This window comes from Mumia sp. ZJ430 (assembly GCF_011751845.1).
In the GTDB taxonomy this organism is placed as follows: domain Bacteria; phylum Actinomycetota; class Actinomycetes; order Propionibacteriales; family Nocardioidaceae; genus Mumia.
The window spans coordinates 663,592-682,488 of sequence record NZ_JAAHFK010000003.1 but is presented as its reverse complement, the minus strand read 5'-3'; the positions used below and the strand labels follow the sequence as shown (position 1 = coordinate 682,488).

17 protein-coding genes and 1 riboswitch are annotated in these 18,897 nt (G+C 70.8%); of the genes, 11 read left to right on the top strand and 6 right to left on the bottom strand.

Going from position 1 to position 18,897, the window contains the following annotated elements; genetic code table 11:
• Positions 1–28: 28 nt before the first annotated feature.
• The 3 genes from HCT63_RS15415 to HCT63_RS15405 form a co-directional block, all read right to left on the bottom strand.
• Entirely contained in the window at positions 29–529 is a 501-nt protein-coding gene (locus HCT63_RS15415) for a MarR family transcriptional regulator (protein WP_243843080.1), read from the bottom strand.
• Positions 530–610: 81 nt separating this feature from the next.
• Entirely contained in the window at positions 611–2,116 is a 1,506-nt protein-coding gene (locus tag HCT63_RS15410; protein WP_167006665.1) for a gamma-aminobutyraldehyde dehydrogenase, read from the bottom strand.
• Positions 2,117–2,289: 173 nt separating this feature from the next.
• On the bottom strand, positions 2,290–3,909 hold the full coding sequence (locus HCT63_RS15405) for a PucR family transcriptional regulator ligand-binding domain-containing protein (RefSeq protein WP_167006628.1): 1,620 nt from the start codon (positions 3,907–3,909) through the stop codon (positions 2,290–2,292).
• A gap of 334 nt (positions 3,910–4,243) precedes the next feature.
• Here HCT63_RS15405 and HCT63_RS15400 point away from each other — a divergent pair, with 334 nt between their 5' ends.
• The 11 genes from HCT63_RS15400 to HCT63_RS15350 all read left to right on the top strand — a co-directional run bounded on the left by HCT63_RS15400 (position 4,244) and on the right by HCT63_RS15350 (position 14,502).
• Entirely contained in the window at positions 4,244–5,056 is an 813-nt protein-coding gene (locus HCT63_RS15400; protein WP_243843057.1) for a DUF4325 domain-containing protein, read from the top strand.
• A 90-nt stretch (positions 5,057–5,146) separates the two neighbouring features.
• Complete coding sequence (locus HCT63_RS15395) at positions 5,147–6,667, top strand: CoA-acylating methylmalonate-semialdehyde dehydrogenase (RefSeq protein WP_167006622.1); 1,521 nt, start codon at positions 5,147–5,149, stop codon at positions 6,665–6,667.
• 55 nt (positions 6,668–6,722) lie between these two features.
• The gene (locus tag HCT63_RS15390; RefSeq protein ID WP_167006619.1) at positions 6,723–8,048 is read left to right on the top strand and encodes an aspartate aminotransferase family protein; all 1,326 of its coding nucleotides are present in this window, start codon (positions 6,723–6,725) and stop codon (positions 8,046–8,048) included.
• 2 nt (positions 8,049–8,050) lie between these two features.
• Entirely contained in the window at positions 8,051–9,466 is a 1,416-nt protein-coding gene (locus tag HCT63_RS15385; protein ID WP_208322457.1) for an FAD-dependent oxidoreductase, read from the top strand.
• Positions 9,463–9,813 (top strand): cupin domain-containing protein, encoded by a 351-nt coding sequence (locus tag HCT63_RS15380; RefSeq protein WP_243843056.1) that lies wholly within the window; start codon positions 9,463–9,465, stop codon positions 9,811–9,813. Before HCT63_RS15385 ends, HCT63_RS15380 begins: the two co-directional genes overlap by 4 nt.
• 49 nt (positions 9,814–9,862) lie before the next feature.
• Positions 9,863–10,576, top strand: coding sequence for an SGNH/GDSL hydrolase family protein (locus HCT63_RS15375; protein ID WP_167006616.1), 714 nt, complete (start codon positions 9,863–9,865; stop codon positions 10,574–10,576).
• A 10-nt stretch (positions 10,577–10,586) separates the two neighbouring features.
• Positions 10,587–10,970, top strand: a complete 384-nt coding sequence (locus HCT63_RS15370) for an ankyrin repeat domain-containing protein (RefSeq protein ID WP_167006612.1) — start codon at positions 10,587–10,589, stop codon at positions 10,968–10,970.
• Between the two features lie 119 nt (positions 10,971–11,089).
• A riboswitch (TPP riboswitch) is annotated at positions 11,090–11,209 on the top strand.
• Positions 11,200–11,835 (top strand): ECF transporter S component, encoded by a 636-nt coding sequence (locus tag HCT63_RS15365; RefSeq protein ID WP_167006609.1) that lies wholly within the window; start codon positions 11,200–11,202, stop codon positions 11,833–11,835. Its footprint overlaps the riboswitch before it by 10 nt.
• Positions 11,832–13,283 (top strand): ABC transporter ATP-binding protein, encoded by a 1,452-nt coding sequence (locus HCT63_RS15360; RefSeq protein WP_167006606.1) that lies wholly within the window; start codon positions 11,832–11,834, stop codon positions 13,281–13,283. The genes HCT63_RS15365 and HCT63_RS15360 overlap by 4 nt, the downstream gene beginning before the upstream one ends.
• The gene (locus tag HCT63_RS15355; protein ID WP_167006603.1) at positions 13,280–13,969 is read left to right on the top strand and encodes an energy-coupling factor transporter transmembrane component T; all 690 of its coding nucleotides are present in this window, start codon (positions 13,280–13,282) and stop codon (positions 13,967–13,969) included. The genes HCT63_RS15360 and HCT63_RS15355 overlap by 4 nt, the downstream gene beginning before the upstream one ends.
• An 80-nt stretch (positions 13,970–14,049) precedes the next feature.
• Positions 14,050–14,502 carry a MaoC family dehydratase gene (locus HCT63_RS15350; RefSeq protein WP_167006600.1) on the top strand — a complete coding sequence of 151 codons (453 nt, stop codon included), beginning with the start codon at positions 14,050–14,052 and terminating at the stop codon, positions 14,500–14,502.
• An 11-nt stretch (positions 14,503–14,513) separates the two neighbouring features.
• On the opposite strand, the gene crcB is transcribed toward HCT63_RS15350, so the two are convergent.
• The 3 genes from crcB to HCT63_RS15335 are packed head-to-tail and all read right to left on the bottom strand — an operon-like array spanning position 14,514 to position 18,866.
• Positions 14,514–14,894 carry a fluoride efflux transporter CrcB gene (crcB, locus tag HCT63_RS15345; protein WP_167006597.1) on the bottom strand — a complete coding sequence of 127 codons (381 nt, stop codon included), beginning with the start codon at positions 14,892–14,894 and terminating at the stop codon, positions 14,514–14,516.
• Positions 14,891–15,337 (bottom strand): CrcB family protein, encoded by a 447-nt coding sequence (locus HCT63_RS15340; protein ID WP_208322456.1) that lies wholly within the window; start codon positions 15,335–15,337, stop codon positions 14,891–14,893. Before HCT63_RS15340 ends, crcB begins: the two co-directional genes overlap by 4 nt.
• A 52-nt stretch (positions 15,338–15,389) precedes the next feature.
• Entirely contained in the window at positions 15,390–18,866 is a 3,477-nt protein-coding gene (locus tag HCT63_RS15335) for an FUSC family protein (protein ID WP_167006591.1), read from the bottom strand.
• Between the last annotated feature and the right edge of the window lie 31 nt (positions 18,867–18,897).

The following is an 18,897-nucleotide window of genomic DNA, read 5'->3' as shown; positions in this document are numbered from 1 at the left end:
GCGTCGTCCCATGCAGGTGGTTCGTCGCTCAGGCGCTCGAGGATGGGTCCCCGAGCGACTCTTCTGTGTCGTCGTGGTCGGCGAAGCCGCGCAGCAGGTCGATCGCCTCGGCGAGGAAGACGTGGATCTGGTCCGCGACCTCGTCGTCGAGCTCTCCGGTGAGGGAACGGATGGCCGTGATGAGCGGAGCGGCCGCGCGTGCGGCGTCGGTGTACGCCGAGTCGGTCGGGACCAGGCTCGTCCGGCGCTTGTCCGTCGGATGGGCGGCACGCTCCATGTGGCCCGACGAGACCAGGCGGTCGACGGCCACCGTCGCAGAGGCCGAGCGGATGCCGAGGTTGTGGGCGAGGTCGCCGACACCCATCGGGTCCGGGAGTGCCGCCATTGCGTGGTCGAGCGCCTGGGCGTCCGTGATGCCGATGCCGATGTCGGAGGCGAGGCGTGCATGGACCGACGGGGCGAGGCGGAGCAGCTCGCGCAGCTGCATCCCGACCTGGAAGCGGACGTCGTTCCGGTCGATGGGAGGCATGGGATCCACGGGCTCATGCTACGGGATGATACCCGTAGATTATCTATCTATCTTCGGAAGGGCCGACTTTCCTGTCAGAGGTCATGCGGTGAGGACCGTGCTGTGCCACCCCTTGCGCGGCTCGCCGGTGAGGTCCTGCATCACGTGCTTGGCCTGGGTGTACTCGTCGAACGAGTAGGTGCTCATGTCCTTGCCGTAGCCGGACTGCTTATAGCCGCCGTGCGGCATCTCGGACACGATCGAGATGTGGTCGTTGATCCACACGCAGCCTGCCTGGATCTCGGCCGCCGCCCGCTGCGCGCGATAGACGTCGCGGGTCCACGCCGACGCGGCGAGCCCGTACGGAGTGTCGTTCGCCAGTCGGATCGCCTCGTCGTCGGAGTCGAAGGGGAGCGCGACCAGGACGGGGCCGAAGATCTCGTTCTGGACGGCCTCCGCGTCCTGCGGGAGCCCGGTCAGCAACGTCGGCTCGTAGTAGAAGCCCGGGCGGTCGGGCGCGCTGCCGCCGCACACCACGTCGGCGCCGGCGGCGCGGGCGCGCTCGACCTTCGCGGCCACCTTGTCGCGGTGCGCCGCCGAGCTGAGCGCCCCGAGGTCGGTCGCAGGATCGGTCGGATCGCCGATCACGACCTTGCGCATCAGCTCCGCCACCCCGTTCACGAAGTCGTCGAAGCGGCTCGCGTGCACGTACGCCCGGGTAGCCGCCGTGCAGTCTTGACCGCCGTTGATGAGCGAGCCGGCGACGGCGCCTCTGACGGCGGCCTCGAGGTCGGCGTCGTCGAAGACCACGAACGGCGCCTTGCCGCCGAGCTCGAGGTGGACGCGCTTGACCGAGGCCGCAGCGGTCGTCGCGATCTGCTTGCCGACCGCGGTGGAGCCGGTGAACGAGACCATCCGGACGTCGGGGTGGCCGACGAGTGCGGTGCCCGTCGACCGGCCGGGACCGTTGACCACGTTGAAGACGCCGTCCGGGATCCCTGCCTCGGTTGCCGCGCGGGCGAACATCAGGGAGGTGAACGGCGTGATCTCGGCGGGCTTGAGCACGATCGTGTTTCCCGCGGCGATGGCGGGGAGGACTTTCCAGGCCGCCATCTGGAGCGGGTAGTTCCAAGGGGCGATCGAGCCGACGACGCCGAGCGACTCACGGCGGATCGACGACGCATGGTCGGGGGAGTAGCGACCGGTGGCCTTGCCTTCGAGGTTGCGCGCTGCGCCGGCGAAGAAGGCGGTGTTGTCGATGGTCCCGGGCACGTCGAACTCCGTCGACATCCGGATCGACTTGCCGGTCTGGAGGGTCTCGGCGGCGGCGAGCTCGCTCGCGATCTCCTCCAGGCGGGCCGCCAGGGCGTGCATCGCCGCGCTGCGCTCACCCGGCGTCGCGCCGGACCACTCGGGATACGCCTGCTCGGCCGCCGACACGGCGTCGTCGACGTCGGACTGCGTCGCCGACGCGAAGCTCCGGACCACCTCGCCGGTCGCCGGGTTCGTGACCACGACGTCCTCGGGTCCGGAGCCGTCGAGGAAGCGCCCTGCGACGTACTGGCCGGCGGGGATGCTGCGGGGATCGAAGGCGCGCGGTGCGGTCATGCGGCGATTCCAGCACGACATCCGGGCGCGGACAACAGCCGGTGTGTCACCGCGGCGAGGTCCGCCGTGACGTCCTGTCGCCGGTCGGACCGTCTGCCGTTCTCATCGAAACGGAGCGACGAGCCCCAGCAGGAGCGGCTACGGGAGGCTGCGGCCCATGCGCAGTCCTTTAGTCAGCGGCGCTGGTCGTGCACCATCAGCGCGACGCCGAGCGCCAGCCGGGAGTCGGGGTCGTCGAGGTCGACCTCGAGGATCTGCTCGAGCCGGTGGAGACGCTTGTAGAGCGCGGGGCGGCTGCGGTGGCTGACCCGGGCGAGCTCGGTCTTGTTGCCACCGACGGCGAGGTACTGGCGGAGCAGGGCGAGCATGCCGTCGTCGTGCGTGGCCTCGTGGACGAGCAGGTGGTCGAGCTCGGACTCCGCGAAGGCCTGCACCCGAGGGTCGTCGTGCAGCAGGGCGACGAGACCCCGGAGGCGGACGTCACGGGCGCGGAAGAACGGGCGCCGACGGCCGGGCGGGAGCGCGTGCGCGACCTCGGCGACGTGCCGGGCGTGCCGCAGGCTCGCGCCGGCGGTGAGGAGAGTGGCGGCCGGCTCGCCTGCGCCTACGGCGACGGCGTCGAGGTCGGGTTGGCGCAGGACCTGCGCGTGCAACGCATCGGCGAACGCCTCCAGCGCGGTGTCTTCGGGGCGGCCGCCGGCGGCGAGGAGGACGGCGACCTCGGCCGGGCCGAGCGAGCCGAGGAGGACGGGGACCCGTACGGTGCGTGCCGCCTGGGCGACGCGCTCGAGGAGTCCGCGGGCGCGGCGGTGGACGGCGACGGGGTCGGTCGGGCTCGTGCCGCGGGGCGCCGATCGCACCACGAGCGCGACGTACGGGGCGGCGGGCGGCAGCCCGAGTGAGCGCGCTCGGGCATCGGCTTCGGCGTCGTCGCGGATGCGACCGTCGGCCAGCTCGGAGAGGAAGCCGCCCTGCGCCTGGTGGGCGATCCCGAACCTGTCGCTCTCCGCCATCCGGCCGAGCTCGAGCGCCTGCGCGGCGCGTTCGAGGACCATCGCCAGACGTGCCTGGTCGGACGCGGGGTTGACGACGACGAGCCTGCCCCAGCGCTGCTGGAGCCCGACCGGCGTCACCATCCATCCCTCAGGTCCGGTCAGCCCCGCGGTCCCGGTGGGAGCAACGAGGCGGGAGCGCTTCTCCCAGTCCTTGAGCAGACCGCTGGCTGGCCGGCCGACGGCCGCGTACGCGACGACGTGCCGGGAGAGGTCCTCCAGGACGACGGAGGATCCGGCGAGCTCGGCGGTCGCCTCGACGATCGCCTGCGCGCCGGCGCCTTCGAGGCTGAGTGCGGTGAACCGCTCGTGCACCCGTCGCGCGAAGTCGACCCGCTCGTACTGCTCGGCGACGATCGCGCGGTGCACCTGCTCGGTGATCTCGACGAAGCGGGTCTTGCGCCGCAGGGCGATCACGGGGAAGCGGCGCTCGCGAGCCACGCGAAGCGCGGCGAGGGGGACCTCCGGGAACGAGTCGCCGACCTCGACGATCAGACCGGTTGCACCGGCCTCGACGAGATCGGCCACGTACGCCGCGGCGTCCTTGCCGCCGCCGCGCATCGCCAGCCCGGTCGAGAGCAGCAGCTCGCCGCCGGTGAGCAGCCCGGTCACCTCGCGCACCTCGCTCACGTGGACCCAGCGCACAGGGCGGTCGAGCCGGTCCGCACCGGACAGGACCTCGGGCTTGGCGGCGCGGACGGCGTCCGAGGCGAGGACGGCGCGCAAGGTCGGGAGAGGCACGGGATCAGCGTACGGTTCGTCGCCGCCGCGCGTGAGAGGGGCGACGGATCGTCGGTGGTCAGCGCTGGTCGCGCGCGTATGTGGAGGTTTGGCCGAGGAAAAGTCCCCAGATGTAGATTCCGCAGGGAGGTAGGCAGTGGATCGAGAGGTCCTCGGCATCGGTGCGCTTTCGCGGCTTCTCGGGCTGTCGGTGAGCCGCGTGCGGCAGTTGGCTGACGCAGAAGTGATCCCCTCGGTGCGGACAGCCGGCGGGCATCGACGGTTCGATCGGGCCCTCGCAGTCGCGTCGTACCGCGCTCATCGCCTGGCAGAAGTGGTCCCTGACCGTGCGAGAGTGCCTCGGTCACGCCAGAGGCTCGACCTGGCCGACCTGGCCGAGGATCTCGTCTGGCGCGATGTCCGCCTCACGCTCGGCGAGCTCGAGTCGCTGCCGCGTGCCCGTGTGATCGCTGGCTATGCCTTCACCGAGATCCTCAACAATGCCATCGATCACTCGAGCGGGTATCACGTCGACGTGCAGGTGGGGATCGACGGCGGTGTCCTGTGGATCGAGATTGCCGATGACGGGGTCGGCACGCTGGCGCATCTCCGGGACTCGTTCGAGCTCCCTGACCTCTTCGCTTCGATCGCCGAGCTGACCAAGGGGAAGCGGACGACGATGAGCGAGGCGCACACGGGGGAGGGCATCTTCTTCACCTCCAAGGCGGTCGACACGTTCGAACTGGCGAGCAACGGTCTGCGCTGGTTCGTCGACAACCTGCGCGACGACATCGGGGTCGGGATCTCCGAGGTGGTGACAGGGACGACCGTCAGGATCGCGATCGCGCTCGCGACCGAGCGTCATCTCGCTGAGGTCTTCGCCGAGTTCACGACGAATCATGAGTTCGCCCGATCGAGGCCCGTGATCGAGCTGTTCGAGATCGGCTCGGAGTTCGTGAGTCGGAGCGAAGCGAAGCGGCTTGCGGTCGGACTGGAGGAGTTCGATCAGGTGGAGCTGGACTTCGACCGTGTGGACATGGTCGGTCAGGGGTTTGTCGATGAGCTCTTCCGTGTGTGGGCGAACGAACATCCCTCGACCGAGCTCATTCCTGTACGGATGAATCCTGCCGTCGCTTTCATGGTGGAGCGTGGCCTCCCGCGCCGGTGAGCTGCTCCGGACAGTCCGTCTCCTGCGGGAGGTTGTCGGTGACACGTCGTCAGTTGCCGTACGGGGGCCTGCGGGCTCACGCTCGTACCCATGAGCACTTCGACCCTGATCCCGCACTGGCTCGACGGCGCCCCGTACCTCGGCAGCGCCGAGACGGCGTCCGCCCGTACCGGTGACGTCACGAACCCCGCCACCGGCGCCGTGACCGCGCAGGTCGCCTTCGCCGACGAGGCCGACGCCGAGCGCGTCATCGGCGCCGCCGCAGCAGCCGCCCGTGCGTGGGGCGAGACCTCGATCACCAAGCGGACCCAGATCGTCTTCGCGTTCCGCGAGATCCTCAATGCGCGCAAGGAGGAACTTGCCGCCCTGATAACCGCCGAGCACGGCAAGGTGCTCGACGACGCGCTCGGCGAGGTGACCCGGGGTATCGAGGTCGTCGAGTTCGCGTGCGGCATCCCGCACCTGCTCAAGGGCGGCTACTCCGAGGGCGTCTCGACGGGCGTCGACGTCCACTCCAAGCGCCAGCCGCTCGGCGTGGTCGGCATCATCAGCCCCTTCAACTTCCCGGCCATGGTGCCGATGTGGTTCTTCCCGATCGCGATCGCCGCGGGCAACACCGTCGTGCTGAAACCGAGCGAGAAGGACCCGTCCGCCGCGCTCTGGATCGCCGAGCGCTGGAAGGACGCGGGACTTCCCGACGGCGTCTTCAACGTCCTCCAGGGCGACAAGGTGGCCGTCGACGCGTTGCTCGACAGCCCCGACGTCAAGGCCATCAGCTTCGTCGGCTCGACCCCGATCGCCCGCTACGTCTACGAGCGCGCCAGCCAGTCCGGCAAGCGCGTCCAGGCCCTCGGCGGGGCCAAGAACCACATGGTCGTCCTGCCCGACGCCGATCTCGACCTCGCCGCGGACCAGGCCGTCAGCGCCGGGTATGGCTCGGCCGGCGAGCGCTGCATGGCCATCTCGGTCGTCGTCGCCGTCGGTGGCGTCGGCGACGAGCTCGTCGCGAAGATCGCTGACCGCACCCGCACGCTGCGTACGGGCGACGGGACCGAGGGCGCCGACATGGGCCCGCTTGTCACGCAGGTGCACCGCGACAAGGTCGCCTCGTACGTCGACGCCGGTGAGGAGGCGGGCGCCAAGCTCGTCGTGGACGGTCGTGACGTCGTCGCCGACGGTGGCGCCGACGGCTTCTGGCTCGGCCCGACGCTGCTCGACAACGTCACCACCGACATGAGCGTCTACACCGACGAGATCTTCGGTCCGGTGCTCTCGGTCGTCCGGGTCGACACGTACGACGAGGCTGTCGCGCTCATCAACGCGAACCAGTACGGCAACGGCGTCGCGCTGTTCACGAGCAACGGCGGTGCGGCACGCAAGTTCGAGTACGACGTCGAGGTCGGCATGATCGGCATCAACGTCCCGATCCCGGTCCCGATGGCGTACTACTCCTTCGGCGGCTGGAAGAGCTCGCTGTTCGGCGACAGCCACGCCCACGGCACCGAAGGCGTGCACTTCTTCACCCGTGGCAAGGTGGTCACCTCCCGTTGGGGCGACCCCGCGGTCAAGCCCGTCGGCGGCCTCGAGCTCGCCTTCCCGAAGAACAGCTGAGCGGGTTTCGACAGAGCTCAACCAGCGACAGAGCTCAACCAGCGAAAGGATCTCGATGAGCAACCGCACGTACGAGCTCGACCGCGCGCACGTCTTCCACTCGTGGTCGGCGCAGGCGGCGCTGACGCCGATGGTTGTCGAGAGCGCCGAGGGGAGCTACCTCGTCGACGACCAGGGCCAGCGCTACCTCGACTTCTCGTCGCAGCTGGTCTACACCAACATCGGCCACCAGCACCCGCGCGTCGTGAAGGCGATCCAGGACCAGGCGGCGACGCTGTGCACGATCGCGCCGCAGCACGCCAACGCGGCCCGCTCGCAGGCCGCGCACCTCATCGCCGAGCTCGCTCCCGAGGGGATGGACCGCGTCTTCTTCACCAACGGCGGCGCCGACGCCGTCGAGCACGCGGTCCGCATGGCGCGGCTGCACACCGGCCGCCGCAAGGTGCTGAGCCGCTACCGGTCGTACCACGGCGGGACACAGACGGCGGTCAACCTCACCGGTGACCCGCGGCGCTGGCCGAACGACTACGCCGCCGACGGAGTGGTCCACTTCTTCGGGCCGTTCCTCTACCGCTCGGAGTTCCACGCGACGACTGAGGCCCTGGAGTGCGAGCGCGCCCTCGCCCACCTCGAGCACACGATCCAGATGGAGGGTCCGGCCACGATCGCCGCGATCATCCTCGAGACCATCCCCGGGACCGCCGGCATCATGCCGCCGCCGCCGGGCTACCTCGAGGGTGTGCGCGAGATCTGCGACCGCTATGGGATCGTCTGGATCGCCGACGAGGTCATGGCCGGCTTCGGGCGTACGGGCACGTGGTTCGCGCTCGACCTGTACGACGCGAAGCCCGACCTGATCACCTTCGCCAAGGGCATCACCTCGGGTTATGTCCCGCTCGGTGGCGTCATCATCTCCGAGCCGATCTACGACACGTTCGCCGAGCGCGTCTACCCCGGCGGCCTGACGTACTCGGGCCACCCGCTCGCGTGCGCGGCCGCCGTCGCGACGCTCGAGACGATGAAGGACGAGCGCATCGTCGAGGCGGCGGCGACGCTCGGGACCGACGTCCTCGGACCCGGTCTCGCCGAGATCGCCGCGAAGCACGCGTGTGTCGGCGAGGTCCGCGGCATCGGGGCCTTCTGGGCGCTGGAGCTGGTCGCCGACCCGCAGACGCGCGAGCCGCTGGCTCCGTACGGCGGCTCGAGCCCGGCGATGAACGAGATCGTGGCCGCGTGCAAGAAGAACGGGCTGCTCCCGTTCGTCAACTACAACCGCATCCACGTGGTCCCCGCGCTCAACATCGGCCACGACGACGCGCGCGACGGCCTGCGGATCCTCGACGAGGCCCTGTCCGTCGGCGACGCCCACGTGGCGCGTTAGCCATGGTGCGGTCGACCGTCTTCGAGCGACTCGCACCGCCCGCAGCAATCGTCGACGCGTCGCTCGAGGCGACGCGCGACGGCTGCTTCTGGCTCGACGACGTCGGTGACACCGTCGCGTACCCGCCGCTGGCCGGTGCGCACACGACCGACCTGCTCGTCGTCGGGGGCGGCTACACGGGCCTGTGGACGGCGGTGAAGGCCAAGCTGCGCAACCCTGGCACGCGCGTCGCCGTCCTGGAGGCGCAGACGGTCGGCTGGGCCGCGTCCGGGCGCAACGGCGGCTTCTGCGACGCGAGCCTCACGCACGGCGAGGAGAACGGCCGGTCACGCTGGCCCGACGAGTACGACACGCTCGAGCGGCTGGGGCAGGACAACCTCGAGTCGCTGTGCAAGGCGGTCGACGCGCTCGGCATCGACTGCGAGCTGGAGCGCACGGGGTCGCTCGACGTCGCCGTGGAACCGCACCAGGTGGCGTGGCTCGAGGAGGGGTCCGGCGAATTCCTGGACACCGACGCCGTACGGGCGCAGGTCGACAGCCCGACGTACCTCGCCGGCGTCTGGCACCGCGACTCGACGGCGATGCTGCACCCGGCGAAGCTCGCCAAGGAGCTCGCTCGCGTCGCGGCGGGTCTCGGCGTCGAGATCTTCGAGTACAGCGCTGCCGAGTCGCTGGAGACGTCCGGGCGCCGCGGGCCGGTGCTCGTACGGACGCCGCGCGGTTCGGTGCGGGCGGACCGGGTGGCGCTCGCGACGAACGTGTTCCCGTCGTTGCTCCCGCGGTACGACCTGTTCACCGTGCCGGTCTACGACTACGCGCTGATGACCGAGCCGCTGACCGCCGCCCAGCGCGACGCGATCGGCTGGGACAACCGGCAGGGCGTCAGCGACATGGCGAACCAGTTCCACTACTACCGGCAGTCTGCGGACGGCCGGATCCTGTTCGGCGGCTACGACGCGGTCTACCACTACGGCGGCAAGGTCCGATCGGCGTACGAGCACCGGCCTGAGACCTATCGGACGCTCGCGTCGCACTTCCTCACGACGTTCCCGCAGCTCGAGGGCATCGGCTTCACCCACCGGTGGGCAGGCGCCATCGACACGTCGACGCGGTTCTGCGCGTTCTTCGGACTCGCGAAGCAGGGGCGGGTCGCGTACGCGGCCGGCTTCACCGGACTCGGTGTCGCCGCGACCCACTTCGCGGCCGACGTGATGCTCGACCGGCTGGCCGGCGAGCGGACGCCGCGGACCGAGGTCGAGATGGTCCGCAAGAAGCCTCTGCCGTTCCCGCCGGAGCCTGCCGCCGCGGTCGGCATCAACCTGACGCGGTGGTCGCTCGATCGCGCCGACCACCACGAGGGCGTACGCAACGCGTGGCTGCGGGCGATGGACGCCGTCGGCCTGGGGTTCGACTCGTGACGGGCGAATGGGCGGCCGCGCGGCTTCTGTCTGGGGACGTCGAGGCGCACCCCCTGCAGCCCGGCGCCCTCGACCCGGCCGACGTCGTGCACGGGACCCCGGCCGTCGCGTCGACGGCACTCGCGACGTTCGGTGACCTCTCGGTCGGCCTCTGGGAGATCACCGCGGGCGCCGTGCGCGACACCGAGATCGACGAGGTGTTCGTCGTGCTGTCCGGAGACGCAACCGTGCGCTTTGAGGACGGCAGCGCTCTCGAGCTGCGTCCCGGCGTCGCCGCACGTCTGTACGCCGGCGACCGTACGGTGTGGGAGGTCCGCGAGACGCTGCGCAAGGTCTACGTGGCCTGACCGTCGCGGTTCTGGCCCCTCAGGGCCGCGCGCGAGGGATCATGGAGTCGTGAGAGTTCTCCGTGCTGCCCGACCGCGCCTGCTCGACGCGTCGTGGCGGATGCGGGTCGCGGCAGTGCTCGTGCTCACGCTGCTGAGCGGTGTGCTGCTCCTGGAGCTCGGCGGGGGCCGTGCCGACGCCGCGCGGTGCGAGCGGTTCACCGCGGAGTCGGAGGCGCGCCGCGCGGCGGTGCCGTCCGCGGTCGGCCAGCGGGTCGTCGTGATCGGTGACTCGTGGTCGGCGGGCCGAGGGCTCGACGATGCCGGTGACGCATGGACCGCCCGGCTGTCCGGCCAGGTCCACGTCGACGCGTTCTCCGGGTCGGGCTTCAGCCGGTACGCGAGCCCGTGCGAGGGCTCGTGGTTCGCCGAGCGGGCCGCGCGCGCCGTGGCCGGCGGTGCCGACCTCGTGCTCGTCCAAGGTGGGCTCAACGACGTCGACCAGCCGCTGGAGGCCGTACGAGCAGGCTTCGCGCGGGTGATGCGTGCGGTCGAGGGGCTGCCCGTCGTCGTGGTCGGTCCGGCAGTCGCCCCTGCCCGTGAGGCGGGTGTGCATCACGTCGACGCCGACCTCGCCAGACTGGCCGAGGCCCACGGCGCCTCGTACGTCTCGGCGGTCGGGCTCGACCTGGCCTACCTCGAGGACGGGCTGCACCTCACGCGCGACGGGCACCGGGAGTTCGGCGACTTCGTGAGAGGGAGCATCGAAGGGATCGCCCGGTAAGGTCCCCGTTATGAGCGAGAGCGCGCGCCCTGATCCGGCGGTGGTCGAGCTCGCGCACCGGATGTTCGACCTGGCGCGCGACGGCGACGCCGACACGCTGCTGGCGTACGTCGACGCCGGAGTCCCCGTGGAGCTGACCGACTCCAGCGGCAACACGCTGCTGATGCTCGCGGCCTATCACGGCCACGCCGACATCGTGCAGCGGCTGCTCGACGCCGGCGCGGACGTCAACCGGCTCAACGACCGGGGTCAGAGCCCGCTCGCCGGCGCCATCTTCAAGGGCGAGGACCTGGTGGTGTCGGTCCTCATCGGCGCGGGTGCAGACCCGGATCTGGGGACGCCGTCCGCGCGTGCGACGGCTGCGATGTTCGGCCGCGACAGCCTGCTGACCTGACCTCTCCGACCCCCTCGTGACCCTCGCGCGGGGCGAGGAGGTGCCGTTCGTCCTGCCGGCCCGCTGACGCAGTGTGCGCGAGACGCGGTGTACGCGGAGCAGGCGGGGGGCTAGAGTCGACCCCACGACAGGGGAGCGCGGGTGCCTACGGGCACGGCGCGCTGAGAGTGCGGAAAGGCCGCAGACCCTCCGAACCTGCACCGGTTAGCACCGGCGAAGGGAGTCATCCATGGCTGAGGCCATTCGTTCTCGCGCGTCCGCGACCACCCGCTACCGCACGGTCGACCTCGTCACCGTGGCGATGCTCGGCGTCGCGCTCGGCGTGGTCTTCTGGGGCTGGAACCAGCTGTTCGCCGTGGTCAGCGGCACCGCGCTGTTCGCGTTTCCGCCGAGCTCGGGGCTCATCTGCGGCGTCTGGCTGCTCGGCGGCGTCGTCGGCGGTCTCGTCGTCCGCAAGCCCGGCGCCGCCGTCGGCACCGAGCTCGTCGCGGCAACGATGTCGGCGCTGCTCGGCAACCAGTGGGGCATGTCCGTCGTCGTCTCGGGGCTGATCCAAGGGTTCGGCGCCGAGCTCGTCTTCGCGGTCCTGCTCTATCGGCGCTGGGGTGTCGTCGCGGCCGCGCTCGCAGGCGCGTTGGCCGGTGCGGGTGAGGCCGTGTACGAGTGGTTCGCGTACTACGCGGACTGGTCGTTCGGCTACCAGCTCACCTACCTCGCGTTCCTCGTGGTCTCGGGTGCGCTCGTCGCCGGCGTCGGTGGGTGGGCGCTGGTGCGTGCGCTCGCCTCGACCGGGTCCCTCGACGCCTTCGGTCCGGGCCGCGAGCACCACGAGCGCGCGGCAGCGACCAGCCCCGCACAGGCGTGACCGGCTCGGTCTCCCTCCGCGGCTTCGGCTGGCGTCCGCTCGGTCGGCGTTCGTCGGTCGTGGCCGATCTCGACCTGCGGATCGAGCCCGGCGAGCGGGTGCTTCTCGCGGGCCCCTCCGGCGCCGGCAAGTCGACGGTGCTCCGCGCCGCCGCCGGGGTGCTCGCGACCGCCGCCGACGGTGACCTGCTCGGCGAGGTCGAGACCGTGGGTCGCGTCGGGCTGCTCCTCCAGAACCCCGGGGACGCTGGCGTCGCCGATCGCCTCGGGCGCGACGTCGCCTTCGGTCTGGAGAACGCCCGCGTGCCGCGCGACGCGATCTGGCCGAGGGTCCGCGCCGCCCTCGAGGCCGTACGGCTGCCGTACGGGATCCAGCACCCGACCTCGGCGCTCTCCGGCGGCGAGCTCCAACGTGCCGCGCTCGCCGGGGTGCTCGCGTCGCGGGCCGACGTCCTGCTCCTCGACGAGCCGACGTCGATGCTCGATGACGCCAACGCCGAGGCCGTACGCCACTGCGTTGCCGAGGTGGTGGCCGAGACCGGCGCGACTCTCGTCGTCGTCGAGCACCGGCTCGCCGCGTGGCTCGGCCACGTCGACCGGGTCGTCGTGCTCGGGCGTGACGGCGCGGTGGTCGCCGATACCGATCCGGCGACGTTCGCGGAGACGATGCGTGACGACCTCGCGTCGGCGGGGGTGTGGATGCCGGGTGCGCCCGCGCCGGTGGCGGCCCCGCCACCGGCTGCCCTCGTCACGCCGCGCGATCCTGCGCCGACCCTCGAGGCCGTCGCGCTGAGCGTCGACCTTCGCCGCAGCGACGTCCGGGGGACCACGCGCACACCCGCCCTCCGTGAGGTCGACGCCGTGCTCGTACCGGGAGCCGTCACCGTCCTCGGTGGGCCGAGCGGTGCCGGCAAGTCGACGTTGCTCGCGACGCTCGGCGGACTGCAGCGCCCGACCTCGGGGGAGGTGCGAGGACTGGGCGTGCCCCCACACCGGATGCGCTCTCGTGCGCTCGCCGCGGTCGTCGGGTGGGTCCCTCAGAATCCCGAGCACGGATTCTTGACGACCCGGGTCCGCGACGAGGTCGCGGCGACGTCTCGGCAGGTCGGGGCAGTGGTCGACGTCGACGCGGTGCTCGCGCACCTCGGTCTCGAGTCGTTGGCCGAGGTGAACCCGTACCGGCTGTCCGGTGGCGAGCAGCGCCGGCTCGCCCTCGCCGCCGCGCTCGCCCACCGACCGCCCGTCCTCCTGCTCGACGAACCCACGGTCGGGCAGGACCGTGGGACCTGGGCAGCGGTCGCCGGCTGGATGCTCGCGGCGGCCCGGGAAGGCGCGGCAGTTGCCGCGGCGAGCCACGACGGCGTGCTCGCGGCCCGCGCGGATCACCTGGTGCGACTCGCGGGCGGACGCAACGCCGAGCCGGCCAGGACTGCGGAGGACGCGCGATGAGACGCCTCGTCCCCGCCGCGAACCCCTTGGTTCTGCTGGCCGTGGGCATGCTCGCGATCGTGGCGTCGTTCGCCGTACACGACCTTCGTACGGCCGTCGTGGCCCTGGGTGCCTACGTGCTCGCGGGCGCGGTGCTGCTGCCGTCGCCGCGGTTCGCGCTGGCGCGGTTCACGGCGATCGCCGTGGCGTCGGTCTCGCTGGTGTGGTCGACGTGGTGGCTTGGCGGCCGCGACGTCGAGGTCGCACTGACAGCCGGTCTCAGGATCGTCGTCCTCGCTCTGCCAGGAGCGGTGCTGGCCGCCTTCGTCGACCCCTCGAGGCTCGCCGACCAGCTCGGGCAGCGGCTGAGGATGCCGGCGCGGCCGGTGGTTGCGTTCGCCGCGGCGATGCAGCGCTTCGGTGCCCTGCGCGAGACGTGGGGACAGCTCGACCGAACGCGACGTGCGCGTGGGTACGGGCCGACCCGCAACCCGCTCTCTCGTGCGCGGCACGCGGTGTCGCTCGCGTTCGGGCTGCTGGTCAGCGCGCTGCGTGACGCCGCGCGGATGTCGGTGGCGATGGATGCACGCGGGTTCGCCGGCGCGCAGACCCGTACGTGGGCCGAGCCTGCGCCGTGGACGCCTGCAGACTCCGGCCTGCTCGCGCTCGGTGTCCTCCTCGCCGCGGTCCCGTGGTTCGTACGGTGAGACGGCCGGTGTGCCGCACATCACGGCGGCACTCTAGGATCGGCGTGCCGTAAGCGATCGCTTAGTACGGAGGATTCCGGATGCGCACCTTCAAGAACCTCGCCGAGCTCGCGTCGTGCACGGGCGAGGAGCTCGGCGTCAGTGACTGGCACGAGGTCACTCAGGAGCAGGTCAACCTCTTCGCCGAGGCGACCGGCGACCACCAGTGGATCCACGTCGACCCGGAGAAGGCCGCACAGGGGCCATTCGGTCGGACCATCGCGCACGGCTACCTCACGGTGTCGTTGATCCCGAAGCTGTCGGCCGAGACCTACAAGGTCGAGAGCGTGAAGATGGGCGTCAACTACGGCTCTGACAAGGTCCGTTTCCCGGCGCCGCTGCCAGTCGGCTCCAAGGTCCGAGGGCGGGCGAAGCTCATCGAGATCGTCCCCGTCGCGCTCGGCCAGCGGGTCACGGTCGAGTTCACCGTCGAGGCCGAGGGCGTCGACAAGCCCGTCTGTGTCGCGCGGACGCTCGCGATCTTCGCCGAGTAGCCGCGCGCTTCCTAGAGGCTCTTGCCCCACACGTAGCCGAGGACCGCCAGCGCGACGGCGGCCGCCAGGATCCCGAACCCGTACGCGACGGCGAGCCCCCAGCGCTTCTCGCGGATCAAGGTGACGGTCTCGTAGCTGGCGGTGCTGAAGGTCGTGTACCCGCCGAGGAATCCCGTGCCGATGACGGCGCTGACGTCGGTCGAGGCGATGTTGCTCACGACCAGGCCGGTGAGGAAGCCCAGGACGAGCGAGCCGGTCAGGTTGATGATCGCGGTCGACCAGGGGAACTTCGAGTGGGTGGTCTTGGCCTTGATCATCGCGTCGACCACGTAGCGCACGGTGGCGCCGAGCCCGCCGGAGACGATCATCAGGAGGAAGAGTGCGAACGTCATGTGCCGGACCCCGTCCCCTCGCTCTTGCGTTCGTGAAGGGTCGACGCGAGCGCGATGCCGGCGAACGTCGCGCCCGCGCCGATGACGACCGTCCCCACGGCGTACAGGATGCCGATGCCGGCCCGGTCGTCGTCGAAGAGCACGGCGGTGTCCGTCGCGAGCGAGCTGTAGGTCGTGAGGCCGCCGCAGAACCCGGTGCCGATGAGCAGCTTGAGCCGTGAGGTCAACTCCGGACCAGGGGCGGTACGGGTGAGTGCCTCGTACAGGTAGCCGAGCACGAACGCGCCGAGAATGTTCACGATCGGGACGACTATGGGGATGTTGTCCTCGTTCGGAACGGCGAGCATGAAGCCCTCGCGTGCCGCTACGCCGATGACCCCGCCGACGAAGACGAGCGCGATCGACGCACCCTTCAGGTACGCCGGCCGTGCCCCAGTGGTCATCATTCGACCATAGTGCGGCTTCACCGAGGGTGCGCGTCGGGTGTCGCGCACCTCAGAGGCGGACGGCGTCGCCCTTGTCTGCGGCGTTGACGGCGCCGGGTGAGATGTCCTCGGTGAGCGCCAGCACCGTCTGGTTGACCAGCTGGAGCTCGCGCAGGACGTCCTTCGTGGCGCGGGAGGCCGCAGGCGTCAGCCCGTCTTCCTCCTGCCCGTCGTCGCCGGTGACGACGGGGTTGACCCGTCCTGGGAGGCTCCCGCTCAGCGCGGTCGTCAGTGCGGTGACGTTCTCACTGGTGGCGCCGCCGAGGTCGCGCCAGTCCTCGGCCGTCGTGCTGACGCCTGCACTGATCGCGTGCTCGACCGCTCCGACGAGGTGGCGGGTGTGGTACATCAGCGACCAGACCGCCGTGAGCCGGCTCTCGACACCGCCCACCTCGAAGGCACCCACCGCGAAGGCGCTGGGGGCGAGTCGCAGCGGTGCGGCGGCGGTGTCGATCGTGCGGACGTGCTGCTCGGCGAGGAAGAGCCGCTGACGGATCGCGGACCTCGAGATCGTCCGGTCGCCGGCGAGCCGGCTCAGGCTCGCGCTCACGATCGCGTCGACGTCCTTCGCGAGGGAGGCGATGTCCTTGTTCACGACGGAACGGGTGCGTGTGGGCAGCACGACGACAGAGACGACGAGGGCGATCGCGGCACCGAAAAGCGTCTCCAGGACCCGGATCTCCAGCGCGAGCGTGGTGAGCCGACCGAGGAACTCGTACAGGAGGGCGAAGATCATCGTGGTCCAGAACGTCGACACCGCCGGGGCCACCGGGCGGTAGTACGTCGACCCGAAGACCGCGACGGCGAGCAGCGGGAGCACCACTGCGGCGTCGGCGTCGGTCGAGAGCACGACCCAGAAGCCGACCGCGGCGCCCGCGACGGTGCCGGCCACACGCTGCGCGCCCTTGACGAAGGTCTCGCCGTTGGTCCCACCCAGTACCTGGTACGCCGCGAGCGCAGCCCAGTACTGGTGGGTCGCGGAGACGATCTCGCCAATCGTCAGCGCGGCGCCCGTGGCGACGGCGGCCTGGGTGGCGAGGCGGGTCGTGGGGGACAACGGTCGGCCGCCGGCTGCGGCGTCCGGCGTCGGCGTCGCGACGGAACGGTCGGGCTCGCTGTCGACGCCGACGTCGTCGCTCAGGGCGGCGGTGAACGGGACGGTCGGGTCGAGGGTCGCCACCGCGACGGTCCGGAACTCGCGGGCGGAGCGGTGGAGGTCGCCGATCGCCTGGTACAGGAGCCGCGCCGCCTTCGGCCATGTCGGAGGTGGGTCGTCGTCGCTCCATGGGGCGAGCGGGGTCACGTCGCGTGCGGGCGCCTCCGCGCCCGGGATCCCTGGCTGTCTGGCCATCTGGACGAGGTGGGCCTGCAGTAGCTCGATCCGGCCCGCAAGTCGGCCACGCAGCTCCAGCGAGATCACCGTGCCGGTGACGTTGCGCGCCGCCATGACGAGGTTCGTGAGCGCGAGCTCGCTGTCGAACACCCGAAGCCGGAGCGCGGCGGCTCGTTCGGCGGGGATGTCCGTCATGCTTTCGTCGGCGCTCAGCTGACCCTCGAGGAACGCCGCGTCTCTGCGGAGCTGGCGCTCGCTGAGAGAGACACGCCGACGGATGTCGGGATCCCACCGTGCCCCGGCGACGGCGTCGAGGAGCGGGTCCAGCGAAGACAGGAGGCGGTGGCCGAACCCGTCGATCCCGCTGCGGAGGATCCGGCGGGGTCGCGGCGGGAGCAGGACGTGGTTGAACAGGAATGCCATCGCGACGCCGACCACGGCCGCGCAGAGGTACGGCAGCACCTCCGAGATGTCCAGCCGCAGGATCAGGGCGAAGTAGTACGACATGAACGTGACGCGGCCGAGCGATGCCCAGCGAGGGCCGAACCGCCCTGACCAGACGCCCAGCAAGGCGACCACGACGACGAGGACTCCGGTCAGCAGGACAGAGTCGGAGACGAGGGCGCCCAGGAGCACGACGACCCCGATCGGGAGGACGACGAGGGCACTGGTGATCCTCGCGGCGCGGGGCGTCGTGCCTCCTGAGGCCCCGGTGCTCAGCATGCCCACGAACCCGCAGAAGATGGCCGGCTGCAGGGCGGTACGGCCGGTCGCGTCGAGGAACAGATAGAGGAGGAGCGCGGCGCTGACGGCCGCGAGGACGGCTCGGCTTGCCGCGCGCAGACGCGCGTACCCGGGATCGACCTGGGAGTGCCGCAGGTCCAGCGACGACCACCAGCGCGAGAGGCGGGAGCCTGCGGGGGCCGGGAGCTCGCGCGCCGGGTCGGGCTGCGGACGGACCGGTGACGACTCTTCCGCCAGAACGGTCTGCATGGCGAGAGTGTCGTGGCTGTGCAAGAGCGAGATCGGTCTGTCCGTGACGATGGCGGGTTGGTAGTCGAGGTCCTTGCTCACGGCGAGGGCGATCTGCTGGGCCCGGTACGCGAACGGCAGCCACTGGCTGTAGCGCTGATAGGCGTCGTCGATGTCGGCGAGCGGCTCGACCTGGGCGAGCCGCGCCATCGACGCGTCGAGGTCGACGAACTGGCCGACCCAGCCGTCTCCCGCGTCACGTCCGTGATCCCGGACGAGGGTCGTGAACTCCTCGGCGCTCACGACTTCGGGTACGTCGCGACTCTTCCAGGGTGCGCCCCTCTTTATGTACTCCCCGAACTCGAGGAACTGGAAGGTGAGAGGGACCAGTCCGGGGTCGGTCGACGCGGGGTGCCCCGAAGGCAGGCCCCATCTGAGCGCCCCGAGCGTCCCGGCGAGCATGCGGAGCGCGTACGGGAGCGCGAACTGGTCGTGTCCGCTCTGGAAGTAGTACGCGGCGTGGTGGAAGCGGAGACCGTCGGTGTACGCGGCGAACGCGCCGACGATGCCATCGAGATGGCCGTCGAGTCCGTTGGGCTGCCCGTCGCGGAAGAAGGGCGAGAGACTCGCGACGGGGGAGCCTGCACCACGTTCGACGGTGAAGAAATAGCGGCACAGGGTGTTGAGGTCGCTGATGACCGAGTACACGCCGAGCAGGAACGTGAGGACGAGGGAGATCAGGATGACGCCGGTCAGCGTCTCGGTGATGCTGAGGAAGCGCAGCAGGTCGGTCTCGGCTGTCAGCGACGAGCCGCCGACGGTCGACAGCTGAGCGGCGCTGAAGTAGAGCGCGTCGAAGAGCGTGAGCCCTGCGCCACTGCCCGAGACGGAGAACGACGACTTCGACATCAGCCCGTAGTAGACCAGCCCGAACCCGAGGATGATCCCGAACAGCCAGACGGCGATCACGACGACGATCTGGATGCCGGTGACCTGGCGCAGGCCGACCGCTCGCCAGCGACGGGGAAGCCGCCGGGTGATCTGACGTAGGACGCGCCACTGCACACGCGTCACCACGCCGCTGATGAACCCGGCCTCGTCGTAGTTCAGTGCCGTGAGGAAGACGTCGAGCAGTGTCGCCGTCAGGACGACGACGCCCAGGACGAACCAGATGGCCTCCACCCGGTCAGGCTAACGGCGCGGGCGAGATACG